The 12,660-nt window shown below is 57.1% G+C and carries 10 protein-coding genes and 2 pseudogenes; 4 read left to right on the top strand and 8 right to left on the bottom strand.

Going from position 1 to position 12,660, the window contains the following annotated elements:
* Positions 1–761 (top strand): annotated as a pseudogene (locus KR51_RS04235) (hypothetical protein); the annotation flags it as partial.
* Positions 762–1,009: 248 nt separating this feature from the next.
* On the opposite strand, the gene KR51_RS04240 reads toward KR51_RS04235, so the two are convergent.
* The 6 genes from KR51_RS04240 to KR51_RS04265 all read right to left on the bottom strand — a co-directional run bounded on the left by KR51_RS04240 (position 1,010) and on the right by KR51_RS04265 (position 7,259).
* Positions 1,010–1,636 carry a precorrin-8X methylmutase gene (locus tag KR51_RS04240; protein ID WP_022605184.1) on the bottom strand — a complete coding sequence of 209 codons (627 nt, stop codon included), beginning with the start codon at positions 1,634–1,636 and terminating at the stop codon, positions 1,010–1,012.
* 180 nt (positions 1,637–1,816) lie between these two features.
* Entirely contained in the window at positions 1,817–2,626 is an 810-nt protein-coding gene (locus KR51_RS04245) for a TPM domain-containing protein (protein WP_022605185.1), read from the bottom strand.
* 232 nt (positions 2,627–2,858) lie between these two features.
* Positions 2,859–4,376, bottom strand: coding sequence for an ATP-dependent DNA helicase (locus KR51_RS04250; protein ID WP_022605186.1), 1,518 nt, complete (start codon positions 4,374–4,376; stop codon positions 2,859–2,861).
* Between the two features lie 219 nt (positions 4,377–4,595).
* Positions 4,596–5,144: a hypothetical protein gene (locus KR51_RS04255; protein WP_022605188.1), complete on the bottom strand. Its 549-nt coding sequence runs from the start codon at positions 5,142–5,144 to the stop codon at positions 4,596–4,598.
* 316 nt (positions 5,145–5,460) lie between these two features.
* Positions 5,461–6,297, bottom strand: coding sequence for a sulfite exporter TauE/SafE family protein (locus KR51_RS04260; protein ID WP_022605190.1), 837 nt, complete (start codon positions 6,295–6,297; stop codon positions 5,461–5,463).
* A complete protein-coding gene (locus tag KR51_RS04265; RefSeq protein ID WP_022605191.1) occupies positions 6,294–7,259 on the bottom strand; it encodes an acetamidase/formamidase family protein in 966 nt (321 codons plus the stop codon). The genes KR51_RS04260 and KR51_RS04265 overlap by 4 nt, the downstream gene beginning before the upstream one ends.
* A gap of 303 nt (positions 7,260–7,562) precedes the next feature.
* On the opposite strand from KR51_RS04265, the gene dctP reads away from it, so the two are divergent.
* On the top strand, positions 7,563–8,690 hold the full coding sequence (gene dctP / locus KR51_RS04270; protein WP_022605193.1) for a TRAP transporter substrate-binding protein DctP: 1,128 nt from the start codon (positions 7,563–7,565) through the stop codon (positions 8,688–8,690).
* Between the two features lie 205 nt (positions 8,691–8,895).
* Entirely contained in the window at positions 8,896–10,026 is a 1,131-nt protein-coding gene (locus KR51_RS04275) for a TRAP transporter substrate-binding protein (RefSeq protein ID WP_022605195.1), read from the top strand.
* 392 nt (positions 10,027–10,418) lie between these two features.
* Here KR51_RS04275 and KR51_RS04280 read toward each other — a convergent pair whose 3' ends face one another.
* On the bottom strand, positions 10,419–11,072 hold the full coding sequence (locus KR51_RS04280; protein WP_022605197.1) for an L-threonylcarbamoyladenylate synthase: 654 nt from the start codon (positions 11,070–11,072) through the stop codon (positions 10,419–10,421).
* Positions 11,073–11,199: 127 nt separating this feature from the next.
* Here KR51_RS04280 and larC point away from each other — a divergent pair, with 127 nt between their 5' ends.
* Positions 11,200–12,441: a nickel pincer cofactor biosynthesis protein LarC gene (gene larC, locus KR51_RS04285; RefSeq protein ID WP_022605199.1), complete on the top strand. Its 1,242-nt coding sequence runs from the start codon at positions 11,200–11,202 to the stop codon at positions 12,439–12,441.
* Between the two features lie 89 nt (positions 12,442–12,530).
* Here the strand turns inward: larC and KR51_RS20520 are convergent.
* Positions 12,531–12,660 (bottom strand): annotated as a pseudogene (locus KR51_RS20520) (IS1 family transposase); the annotation flags it as partial.

A 12,660-nucleotide genomic window follows, 5' to 3' on the forward strand; every position in this document is an offset into this window, starting at 1 on the left:
TTAATTTCGGGATTTGGACGTTCTGGACCTGGCATGCATCGATCCGGCGTTTTGACAACCCACGCGCAACGCTGTTAAGCAAACCCCAAAGTTACTGGCTCTCCTGCTGCTTCGTTGTCCTCGCCATGGGCTTTGCTTACCCTGCAATTGATATGCCCAAGGGCATGGCAGCCGTAATGTTTGGGATATTGCTGATCTTCGAGCTGCTGTTCGTGCTAATGCTCATATCCGCTCTCAGTCCGCACCGCCAGACCTTGCAGGATTGGGCGCGCCACCGCCACCAGTTCGAACGGCATCAGTTCCGCCGCCTGCTCGCCGATCTTGTAGAGGGCGAACGCAGCCCGGCGCCGGTGGCGATCGCGCTGCACTTGGTCGCGATCTCTTTCGGCTTTTTGCTCGGTATCGTCCTGTTCCCACTGGGCGGTTATCGCTTGGGATTGGTCATTGCCTTGGGGCTGGGAGCAACGGGACTTCTTTTGTGTGCTTGCGTGGTTCAGTTGCTGTTGCTGATGCGCAGTGAATGGCGAGGTGTTTGGGCTCTGACCGCCACGATCGCAATGGTCGTTGTGCTGTCAGCATTGCCGCTGATAGCGCTTGCTAATACCAGTTTCTCGGCGATCGCGCTAATCGTGCTGGGCGAATGGCTGGCGATCGTGCTAGCGGGGTTTGCACTCCAACGCCAGCTGCGACGCTCGGGGCAATCGGTAACCCAGGCCCTGACAAGTTCGGCAAACCAGGTACTGGTCAGTAACGTCCGCTAGGCAAACGCGGTCCCGACTTGCTATTGCCTTCGATTGAAACAGTGGGCTCGGTTCGCTGCCCTCAGTCGAAGTTCCCCAAAAAACACCATTAATGGTGAGACGGATTCCATCACACCCTTGCATGTGGATCGTTTTCACGAAAGGGGATTCCGTTCGCCTGTCGCCAACCCCATAGAGTGCCGTATATCTTGCTGGCCAGCACTTTCTTAGCACAACTGGCGCTCGCTCGACTTTAACGCGCACTCGCCTCACCCAGCATCTTGGCGGTACGCTTGCCAAGCAAGATCGATTAAACCGCTGAGGATGGCCCCTGCAACGAGCCTACCGCCCTTGCTCGAGAGCGTGCAGATCGTGGGGATAAGTAATTCGCACAACTGTTTTTTAAGGTCCTTGACATTTACAAAGGTTGGCAGCGTACAAATGACCAGCGCCGGCCGAATCGACTCGGACGCGATCGCTTTTAGTAAAACGGTCAGCGCCATGCTATCGCGTCCGACCACAAAAATACCCTCGGGATAGCGCTGCGACAGCTTGCGCATACCGGCGGCAATCGGCTGACCGATCTTCTCCTGATGGCGGCGCGTGAGCGTGTCAGCAGCGCAGTAGATCGGATTGGCAAACGTTTGCTGTAAGTGTGGGGCAACTCCCACCTGAATCGTAGGGACGTCAACGACAATCGTGCTGCGGGCAGCCAGTGCAGCTGCTCCGGCCTGCAGCGCGCGTTCGGAGAAATAGAGCGCGGATAGATAGTCGAAATCGGCCGTTTCAGCGATGATGCGGCGCACAATTTCGTACTCGGCCGGCGAGAGCGAATGTTCGCCTATTTTGCGATCTATCTCGCTTAGAATTCGGGCCTCAACGGCATGCCAGTCCATCGCTCTCTTCCGACTCCAGTTCGACGGCGTGCGGCCGCAACCGCCGACCGGCAACGACACTCCTAACATTACTCCTAGACAGTTAACCACGTTTGCGAACGCAATCGTTACGTGGCGAGCTGAGGTGCGATCGCGGCCGGCAAAAGCGCATCTCAGCTCTCAGTCCCGGCAAACCGATGTCTAGGATTTTTCAGAGCCGACCGATGGCTGGATCGTCGGAGATAAAAACGCCACCAACGCACCGATCGCAAAGCCGAGCACGTTCCGTAGCAGCGGCAACCAATCGGTCGTCCGCGTCACCACCGGGCCGATACCGAACGCTAAGAACAAAATGCCCCATAGCGGTGAAAAAATTAGCGCCCACTGCCACGAAAATGCCCGGCCGTCCTTACGAGGCTGCGCGGCAAATCCGAAGATGGCCCCGCCGACCGTCGACGTGATGAGAGTCAAAATCCACTGCTCGCGCGGCAAACCTGGCACGACCTGACAGCCACCCTGGCGCAGGCAAGACTCAACCGTCCCCAGAGCTTGCACGATCGCGTTGTTCTCGCCGTTGTCCCGCACGAAGTACAAATTGCCGAAGCGGGTTTGCAACTCTACCCAAAACGTACGCGGCAGAAAATCGTAGAGTTCGTCGCCGACATTAAATGCCAGCAAGTTGCCGCCGCGTCCATCCGCTACGAGCAACACACTGCGGTCGCCCAAATCCCAATATCGCTTCACCGCCCGACCGGGCGTGCGATCGAACTGCGTGAGCACGCGCAGCTTGAAACCGGTTTCGGCCTCAAAGCTCTCCAGCTCATCGGCCAGCGTCTCTTCCTGCAGCGAGGGTAGGAAATTCGCCAAATCGATAATTGGGGTTTGCGTCGCCGGTAACAGCGAGGGGTCATCGAAGGCGCGAGCACCGGGCGGAGCCGTTACCCATGCAGTTAGAGCTAGCAGCAGAACGAGGAAGGCGGTACGGAAATACTGCAGCAGTCGGATAGGCATTTTTAACTGAGGGCGGTATCGATCGGTTGTCGACGAAGACGAAACTTAACACTTGTTTAACTTATTCTAAGATTACGACAGCCGGTGAGATTGCGGGCAATCGTTAGTTAGGACTCAAGCTACCAGCGATCGCGCTTCAACGGCAGGGACGTGCTGCATCCCGGTCCCCTCGTCCTTCAACAGATAGTCAAGCAAGTGTCGGCAGCCGGTGAGGGGTGGTCGCCAGACCCCGTCAGGGTCCGTAGATTTCCTCGCCGAGTCCGACACCATCGAGGAAATTCGCGCGAGCACACGGTTCGAGTGCTGCCAGCACCAGCCGGCCGTAACTGCGGTGGATTACCCGATTGTCGAGAAGGGCTACAACGCCATTCGCCTCTCGCACTGGCGCGATCGCGCGCTGCAACTCACGCAAAGCAGTCGGTAGCAGATACAGGCGGAACCAATCTAAACGACGGCGGCGGTAATAGTTCACGCGCCCGGCAACGAGCGGATGTTCCAACGAGGGCAGCGGTAGGGTTGCTACGACCAATAGGTGGGGCGTGGGGAGTGTTTCTTGGCGCTTGCGCCAGAACTCCCAGCCGGTGACGAGGATGCTGTCGGGGGCTAAATCACCGCGCTCGAGTTGGACTCGCGTGCCGCGTTCGGCAGCCAGGGTAGCTGCAACCTGAGCTTTGAGCGGCACGTCACCAACGAGTACCACGATCGCGCGATTGCGGGGAGCGCGGTCGAACAGAGCACGCAATTGCCGCAGCAAGGCATCGCGGAACTGGGGTGAATTCGGCAGCGGCAGCCTGTCGGGCAAATACAATCGTACGCATTCGGTATGGCGATCGGGAGCGAATCGCAAGCAGGTCAGGTCGCCCAACCCAAGCTGCTGGCGGTATACGGGTGCGGCCGTTTCCCAGTCCAGAAAGCCACCCACCAGCACTACCGGCTGGCGCTGCCAAACGGGGGCGAGGCGATCGGAGACAACTGCTGGAGCGCAATGCAAGCTGACGTGCCCGGCCATGCGGTCCACATCCGCCCACAGCAATTGTTCCGTTGGCGATCGCCACTGTTGCCAGTACTGTTCGAAGGCTGGTAGGGCGCTCAATTGTCCCGTAGCGGCCAGGGTCTGTAATAACGGGTACAGCACCTCGGTCTCGGGCGCGTCGAGCAGGTGGCAGTTGTAAGGATTGCGCGGGCGCTCGAAGAGGGTTTTGGTCAGGCGCACCCGTGCCTGGCGCAGCCGATCGCGCCAGGTAGGACAGGTGGCTAAAGCGAGGTTCCAAGCTGCAGCGTCGAGGGTTGCGCCTAGGTGGCGACGCGTCCAATCTTCGAGGTCCTCGGCGCGATCGATCAGCGTCGGCACGCCGTCGCCGAAGCGGCTGCCATCACCTAAGCGATCGCCGAGCCAGTCTGCCGGCTTCACTAACATCAACCCTCGAAACTGCGGGTCGTCGAGGCGATCGCCCGAACAGATTGGCTTGTCGGTTTGGAGCCACTCCTGCAAACGCGGAATGTGGACTGCCAGCAAACGCTGGCGCACCGTTTTAGGGGCAACCAATAACACCGGACCGTCCCATAGCAATGCCGATGCCAGATAGCTCAAACAGTAACCGCGCGCGCTACCGGTTTGTACTAGTGCCGGCCGTCCCAACCGCAGGGCGCGGGCCACTAGTCGCGCCATTGTCAAGTGGTGCGGCCAGGTTAGGTCGGCACGCGCGCGTAAAAATGCACGCAGCGTGGTGTGGACTTCAGCTTCAATCACGCTGATTCAATCGGGCTGAAAGTGGCGACAATAGCCGGCGTTCCTTCGATTCGGCACCGGAGCGAGCTAGGAAATTTACAATTTCAACTCTAGCAACCCCTCAAGCAAGGGCTGCAGTCGGGCAGGTTCCGATCGGAGAAAAGGCGATGCGATAGAAGGACGACCAGAAAAAGTCCGCAAGCTTCCGAGCCGGGCTCGCGCTGGAGCCGTTCGGTTCGCTCAGTTCGCTGCCGGTGCAGTCGCCGCAAGTGCTTGCTGGATAGCCTGCAATTGCTCGGCGTCATAGCCATACCGTCGCAGAAACGCCGTATAGTTGCCCTCGCCCGTAGCTGCACTGCGGGCGAGCTGGTGCGCTCGCTCGCTCGCTCGGGGCAGTTGCAGCCGTGCGATCGCGTCCTGCGAGCGGCGGCACACGCGATCGGAGGCGCGTGCAGTGGTTAAGTCGCCGTTGCGACGGTGATGCACGGCCATTGCTGCCGACATCGCTACGTTCTTGACCAGCAGGTCCGAGACAACCTCGGGTGCGCCCAGCAGTCCGCCAACGATCGCTGCCGAAGGCACGTCGGCAATCGCGAGTTCGCTGGTCAGGTAAACCACGAAAAAACCCCGCGCGCCTGCCGACGTCGCCACCAAGGATGCAACTGCTGCCGTGATCATTTCGTCATCGATTTGACCGGCATCTATGGCACCCAGTAAGCGCTGCGTAAAGGCGATCGCGTCCTCAAAGGATACCGACTCCGTCACCCGCCACGTTTGCTCTGTTGCCATCGGGAATGCCTCCAAGTGGGTCGCGCCTGGTTCCTCACTGATGCGCTGTCTACCGATTTTAGGAAGGTCCTCCCCGAAAGCGCGCGCCAGGACTACAGAGGTAATGATTCGTTGTAGTGGGGAATGAAATTCCACCACAAGCCAATGCGATCGAAAAGACTCTTGTGAAGTAAGATAAACTCCGCTCCACAAACCATGACATCCGCCAGCGCAAGGTATAGTTGAAACTTTTCTCAGTCGGGCTAGCGAATGAACAACCGACGATCCCTTAAGCACTCGTTGTCCATTGTTTGCTCGGCTGGCTGCTAAGCCACTGTTAATACGCCCACGCCTGATAGAAGATATAGGCTGCTAGCAGCAGCAGTAACGCACGGAATAGAACGCTGACAAGGCGGTCGGGCAACCTCGGTAGCAGGCGCGTGCTGATTTGTGCGCCGATAAAACCGCCCATACCCAATAGCAAACCCGTCATCCAGAGTACGTTGCCTTTCAGAGCGTGTCCGATGGTTGAAGACAGGGCCGTTAGGACGATCGTTCCAAGGCTGGTTTGAATTGCGGTTTTAATCGTCTCGTTGAGTAGCAGAATTTGTAGGGGCACCATGATCACCCCACCGCCGATGCCAAATAGCCCGGCCATGAACCCGGAAATACCACCAGTAAAGATTCGCGCTGCTATCGGATTCCAGGTCGCTGATGCTTCAGACGATGCGATCGCGTTTGTCGTCCCCGAGACCTCTCGGCACTCGGTATGCGAGGCAGCTTGACTGGCTCTGAGTGCTTGCCGCGTCACGTGCTTGCGCCACTCGACCAGGTACACGTTCATTAGCAGCAGCAGCCCGAAAGCAACGAGCAACACGCGAGCGGGCAACTCGTCGGCCAGAAGCACGCCAAATTGAGCGGTGAGTAACGCAGGCAATCCAAGGAAAAACACGCTCTGGAAACTGAGTAAGCCCATCCGCCAGTTCTGAATGCTGCCGGACAAGGAGGTGACGATAATCGCCAGGCTACTCGTTGCCACAGCCTCCACTGGCCGTGCGCCCAAGGCTACCAAGATCGGGACGAGCACCGTACCGCCGCCGATGCCGAGAAACCCAGCCAGCACGCCTGTAAACAGTCCGACGATAGCTAGCGCGAGACTATCGAGGATGGTCATAAGGCGATTGCCCCCGGTAGCAGCGATTTCGACAGCAGGCCGTGAACGCCTTTACGTGGAGCATTCACCACCTGCGTGATGTGGAAGTTCACAGCTAAACTGCAGAATACGTAAGCCTCTTCCGCATCCAAGCTCAAGTATTGCTCCAGGAACGCGATCGCTTGCTCCAGTGCTGCTTGCAGTGCGCGATCGAGCGTCTCGGCGAAGCCCATGAAGATGAAATGGGTCGGCGTTTCCGCTAGCGGTCGCGTCAACGAGAGGTCCTTGCGAAGGACGAGCACGACGCGACCGTTCATTGCTGTTTCGATCGCCGTGACATCGACCTCGCCGTCGCCTTGGGCGGCATGTCCGTCGCCGATGGAAAACAGCGCGCCCGGCACTTGTACGGGCAAGAACAAGCGCGCACCCGGTTGCAAGTGCCGGTTGTCGATGTTACCGCCGTAGTTGCCGGGGGGAACCGAGCTGTTGCCTACCTCCTGGGTGGCAACGCCCAGGATTCCGAAGAATGGTTGCAGCGGAATGAGGATGCCGCTTTGTCGGGGAAACTCAGCAACATTGGCGTCGAGATCCAGCTCGATGAAGCGCAGCGCGGGTGCAGAAAAGCGATCGGGAAGCGCTCCCCAACCCGGGCGAATAACGTTGAAGCCCATCGACAAGCGCGGCCAGATTGCCTCCAAGCGAACTTCTAATACATCGCCTGGTTTGGCATCGCGCACAAAAATCGGTCCTGTCAGCAAGTGCGGTCCCTGACCGACGCGGCGATCGGCAGGTAAATTGTGGCGAATCTCTAACAGTTCTGGTGGCGCAAATGCAGCGGGGGCGCGATCGCAAACAGTAAAGCCGGTGAAGGTTTCGACCTCGATGCGATCGCCAGAATCGATGGTTAATGCGGGCACTAACTGCGCGGAAAATCCACCGAGATGCACGGTTTGGCACGTAGCTTTCAGGAGGCGATCGACCATAGCAGCAAGCAATCAAAACAATGCAATAAATGGTCTAACCGTTTCTTCAGGTTTAGCGAGGGTTGCTGCAACAAGACTTTCCGAGGATAACACCAAGGCGATCGCCGCCTGCCCCGTGCTTACTGCTGAGACAATCATATTGGGAGAGTATTCGACTCTAGATTGCGAAATGTTTACAACTCCTTTTGCGTTTTGCAAAAGTAACTTTACAAACTTTTGCGAAATTGCCTTTACAAAAATTGCTTCCGTTCATAGTATTGGGGGGGTCAGAAAGTTGCAGTTTCTTATTCAACCACTACGCTGATGAAACGCCGACAATTCATTACTAGTGCCGCCGTTGGTGCTGCTGGAAGCGCCGCGATCGCGGCATGCAGTCAGAGCAAGACCGATAGCAATGGAGAGTCGTCGGCTCCGGCCGTGCAAGTGGACGATCGTAAAAGCGTTCGCTGGCGTATGGCCTCGAGTTACACGCCCGCTCTCGATACAATCTATGGCGGGAGCGAGTTTTTCATCGAGCGAGTGAAGGAACTCACGGACGGCAAGTTCGAAATTTCCCTTTCGGCTTCAGGCGAAATCGTTCCTGGCTTGGAAGTTCTCGATGCCGTGCAACAGGGCACCGTCCAGTCCGGACATACCAACTCCTATTACTATCGCGGCAAGAACGAAGCCCTGGCATTTGACACGGCAGTCCCCTTTGGTTTGAACTATCGACAACAAACGGCGTGGATGTACGAAGGTGGCGGTCTCGATCTCGTCCACGAACTGCTTTCAGACTTCAACATTATCAGCTTTCCTGGCGGCAACTCCGGAACGCAAATGGGGGGTTGGTGGAATAAGAAGATCGACACGCCGGCCGATCTTGAAGGCATCAATATGCGGATTCCGGGGCTGGGTGGCGTAGTGATGGAACGCCTCGGCGTTAACGTCCAAAACATTGCTGGCGGGGAGATTTTTCAGGCTCTGCAGCTGGGGACGATCGATGCTGCCGAGTACGTCGGTCCCTATGATGATGAGAAGCTCGGGCTCTATAAGGCTGCCAACATTTATTACTATCCGGGTTGGTGGGAACCGGGCACCCAGTATTCGTTTTACTTCAACCTTGACGCGTGGAATGACTTGCCACCGTCTTACCAATCGGCCCTCCGTACCGCTGCGGCTGAAGCCCATGCAAATATCATGGCGCGCTATGACACCCTAAATCCGGGTGCGTTGAAGAGTCTCCTCGACCAAGGCGTAGAACTCGTACGTTTCTCGGATGAAATCATGGCCTCGGCACAGGATATTGCCTTTGAATTGAATGAGGAACTAGCCGCGGGGGATGCCAGCTACAAGAAAATCTACGATGCGTGGCAGCAGTTCCAGTCGAACTCAAATCGCTGGTTTTCAACTGCGGAGTTAGGGTACACGGACTTCTCGTTCCGGTCGAGTTAATGGTTTGGCGAGCGCGTGCCGATGCAGACTAAGCGGTGTTTGGGGGTGTTGGTGGGTGATTGTTTCCGTTCGCCTGCCGCGTGTCAAACTTGTACGATGGGATTGGCCGGTGCGAAGGGGATCGCCTCGTGCGGCAAAAGAGTTGTAAAAGCGACGCGCGACTCGAAGTTCCTGCCGTGACTACCCTTTACTGACTTCAACACCGATGAAACGCCGGCGATTAATAGCCGATGCAGCTGTAGGTGCTGCCGGGACGGTCGCGATTGCAGCCTGCACTCGGGGCAACTCGGGTGGAGGCTCGTCAGCACCTGCCATGGAAGTCGACGATCGCAAGAACGTTCGCTGGCGGATGGCTTCAAGTTATACGCCTGCCATTGACGTGCTGTACGGAGGCAGCGAGCGGTTTGCCGAGCGCGTGAGAGAACTGACTGACGGGCGGTTCGAGATCGCGATCTCGGCTTCGGGTGAAATCGTTCCCGGCTTGGAAATCCTCGATGCCGTGCAGCAAGGCACCGTTCAGTCCGGTCACACAGCTTCTTATTTCTATCGCGGTAAGAATGAAGCGCTTGCCTTTGACACGGCCGTGCCGTTTGGGTTGAATTATCGCCAACAAACGGCTTGGATGTATGAGGGTGGCGGACTCGACCTCATCCACTCAGTGCTTGCAGACTTCAACATCATCAGCTTTCCTGGTGGCAATACGGGAACGCAAATGGGCGGTTGGTGGAAAGAGAGGAACCGAACACCGGCAGACCTAAATGGCAAGAACATGCGAATTCCAGGGTTGGGTGGGGTGGTAATGGAGCGCCTCGGTGTCAACGTTCAAACTCTAGCGGCTGGAGAGATTTTGCAGGCACTTCAGCTTGGGGCGATCGATGCTGCCGAGTTTGCCGGTCCATACGATGACGAGAAACTCGGACTGTATAAAGTTGCGAACCTTTATTACTATCCGGGTTGGTGGGAGCCAAGCGGGCAAGCTTCGTTCTATTTCAACCTCAATGCGTGGAACGAACTGCCGTCATCCTATCGGCTTGCCTTACAAACAGCCGCCGCCGAAGCCCACACGCACATCATGGCTAGCTATGACGCACGCAATCCCGAAGCGCTTCAACGATTAGTCGATCGGGGGGTGGAGCTCGTGCGTTTCTCGGATGAAATCATGACCTCAGCTCGGCAGATAGCCTTCGATCTATATGAGGAAATTGCGGCGAAAGATAAGAGTTATCAGAAAGTCTACCAGGCCTGGCAGCAGTTCCGATCGAACTCGAATCGCTGGTTCTCGACCTCGGAACTGAGTTACACGGATTTTTCGGTCGCAGGTGGTCCTACACAGTGAGAGTGACGCAGGGGCGTAACTTCACTCAGCCCGCCCCTCACCCATCACGAACATTACACTTCAGGACTACCGGCATCAATGGTCTTGTGGGTTGGGTTCCGGACAAACCGTAGCCACGTTGCGTAGCCAAACTGCCCAGAGAAAAAGCGTTTTTTGCCCGTGTGAAATGACCGTTCTTGACCGTGTTTTGAGCGAGGCTGGTTAGGAGATTGAGGTATGGAGAGAAAAGGATGACTTCAGAGACTCCCCCACAACTCTATCAATACTGCCTGGGTTCTATGAACAACTAATAGCTGGTTAGAACAAGTACTTTCTCTTTGTTCTGGCAGAGATTTAAACGAGCCCTGGCCTTTTGAAAGGATATTGACCGCGTTGTCTTGCTTCCACTGCGTTCAAATCCAAACCGCAACTTCTTCCCACCCCGCTCCCTGACGAACGATTTCTGGTTCGCCGGTCGTTAGATCGATGATGGTGGAGGTGAGTGCGCCCGGTTCGGTACCGTCGTCGACAATCAAATCGACGTGCTTGTCAAGGCGATCGAAGAGCACGGCTTTCTCAGTGCCCATGGCAGGTAGCTCGCTGGGCTCTTCAGGTTCCTCTGGCGGTAAATAAGCCGAGGTAGATACGATCGGGTTGCCAAGTGCCGCAATCAGGGCGCGACAAACAACGCGATCGGGCACGCGCAGTCCAGTAGTTTTGCGTTTGGGGTTAAGTACCAAGCGCGGCACAAGCTTTGTGGCAGGGAGCAAAAAGGTATAAGGACCCGGAATCAGGCGTTTCATGAATCGGTAGGCCGAGTCGTCGACGCGAGCATATTGCGCCACGTCCGAGAGGGATTCACACAAGAACGTGAGCGGCTTGTCGTTGGCAAGCTGTTTAAGTTGACGCACCCGCGTGACAGCGCTTTTCGCATTGAGGTCGCAGCCGATCGCGTACACCGTGTCGCTGGGATATAACATCACTGCTCCCCGTCGGAGTGCACTAGCGATTTCGTCCAGCGATCGCATTTGGGGATTCTGGGGATGCACGGTGTAGATTGCAGCCATCGGACGTGCCTCCTGCAGGCGTGAAGTATTGAAGCTTGCGGGCGCGATCGTCCGTCAGCATCGGCCGGCTTGGGTATGCAATCGCGTTCGTTTTAGCATAGAGGCTCCAACCCATCGCCTGTGTGTCATGGCAACAATTGCTTACCTAGACTGTCCGACTGGAATTGCTGGAGACATGTGCTTGGGCGCGCTCGTCGATGCTGGCGTGCCGTTGGACTACTTGCGCGATCGTCTAAGCACGCTCGGAATCGCTAACGAGTTTGCCTTGCGCGCCGAGACCGTCACGAGAGGCAGCCAACAAGCGAAGAAAGTCCACGTAGACTGCGCGCGCGACCTTGCCAACTCCGATTGTTCGCACCTCCATCACCATCAGGCACCCACCCGCCATCTACCCGAGATCGAGCAGCTCATTCAAAAGGCCGAGCTGCCCCCACGCGCGGCAATGTGGAGTCTGGAGGTGTTTCGCAAACTGGCACTTGCCGAGGGAGCCGTTCACGGCGTTCCACCCGAGCGGGTCCACTTCCACGAAGTTGGTGCCGTAGACGCGATCGTCGATATCGTGGGTACTTGTTTGGGGTTGGATTGGCTGGATCTCGACGCGCTGTTCTGCTCGCCGCTGCCAACCGGCGGCGGCACCGTCAAATCCGCCCACGGACGGATGACGGTCCCCGTGCCTGCCGTATTGAAACTCTGGGAACAGCGTCAGGTGCCGGTGTACGGTAACGGCATCGATCGCGAACTCGTCACCCCCACCGGAGCGGCAATTGTCACTGCTCTTGTCCGTGAATTTGGACCGCTGCCGCCCCTGCGAGTGCGTTACGTGGGCTTGGGGGCTGGAACTGCAGAGCTATCGCTGCCAAATGTCCTGCGGTTGTGGGTAGGAACTAATGATGAGGACGAGGGCTCGATCGCGCTCGAAACCGTTGCCGTGTTGGAAACGCAAATTGACGACCTCAGTCCGCAGGCGATCGCCTATGCCTGCGAGCAGTTGCTGACTGCAGGTGCATTGGATGTCTTCGCACAAGCAGTGACGATGAAGAAGTCGCGTCCGGGCGTCTTATTGACGGTTATCTGCCTACCCGCTCTCGTCGAGAAGTGTGAGTTTATTCTTTACCGCGAAACCACAACCCTCGGGATTCGCCGCCGCATACAACAGCGTTCGTGCCTTGCCCGCGAGCTAAAAAAAATAACCACGCCTCTCGGACCCGTTCGCGTTAAGGTTGCCCACATGGGTAAGGATATTGCTAATGTCCAACCGGAATATGATGACTGCGCCCGGCTGGCACGGGAGCACGACTGCCCTTGGAATGAGGTCCATCAGTTGGCAATCGCCGCTTGGACTCGACATGCTGAGTGGGTTCCCGATTGAGGCTCCGACACAGACGCGGGTGTTGAGAGCTGACGCGATCGCAGACCGGGATGGGGATATTTTTCAGTTGAGGTGGAGGCGTTGCACACTCAAGAGATGATTGACCTTGGAATTGGCACGGTCCGGTAACGCACATAATGCACCAGGAGCCTGACCGATAGCGTCAGCATCTCTTCAGAGTTGGAATAGCAAAGAGTCTTGCGCTGCAGTCTGTCTAGG

Origin of the sequence: Rubidibacter lacunae KORDI 51-2, from assembly GCF_000473895.1 — a bacterium.
GTDB classification, from domain to species: Bacteria; Cyanobacteriota; Cyanobacteriia; order Cyanobacteriales; family Rubidibacteraceae; genus Rubidibacter; species Rubidibacter lacunae.

Bases quoted from the DNA above. Each gene is read 5' to 3' on its own strand.
- KR51_RS04255 (WP_022605188.1), bottom strand. From the start codon at position 5,144: ATGGCAACAGAGCAAACGTGGCGGGTGACGGAGTCGGTATCCTTTGAG.
- KR51_RS04280 (WP_022605197.1), bottom strand. From the start codon at position 11,072: ATGGCTGCAATCTACACCGTGCATCCCCAGAATCCCCAAATGCGATCG.
- larC (WP_022605199.1), top strand. From the start codon at position 11,200: ATGGCAACAATTGCTTACCTAGACTGTCCGACTGGAATTGCTGGAGAC.
- KR51_RS04265 (WP_022605191.1), bottom strand. From the start codon at position 7,259: ATGGTCGATCGCCTCCTGAAAGCTACGTGCCAAACCGTGCATCTCGGT.
- KR51_RS04260 (WP_022605190.1), bottom strand. From the start codon at position 6,297: ATGACCATCCTCGATAGTCTCGCGCTAGCTATCGTCGGACTGTTTACA.
- dctP (WP_022605193.1), top strand. From the start codon at position 7,563: ATGAAACGCCGACAATTCATTACTAGTGCCGCCGTTGGTGCTGCTGGA.
- KR51_RS04245 (WP_022605185.1), bottom strand. From the start codon at position 2,626: ATGCCTATCCGACTGCTGCAGTATTTCCGTACCGCCTTCCTCGTTCTG.
- KR51_RS04275 (WP_022605195.1), top strand. From the start codon at position 8,896: ATGAAACGCCGGCGATTAATAGCCGATGCAGCTGTAGGTGCTGCCGGG.
- KR51_RS04240 (WP_022605184.1), bottom strand. From the start codon at position 1,636: ATGGACTGGCATGCCGTTGAGGCCCGAATTCTAAGCGAGATAGATCGC.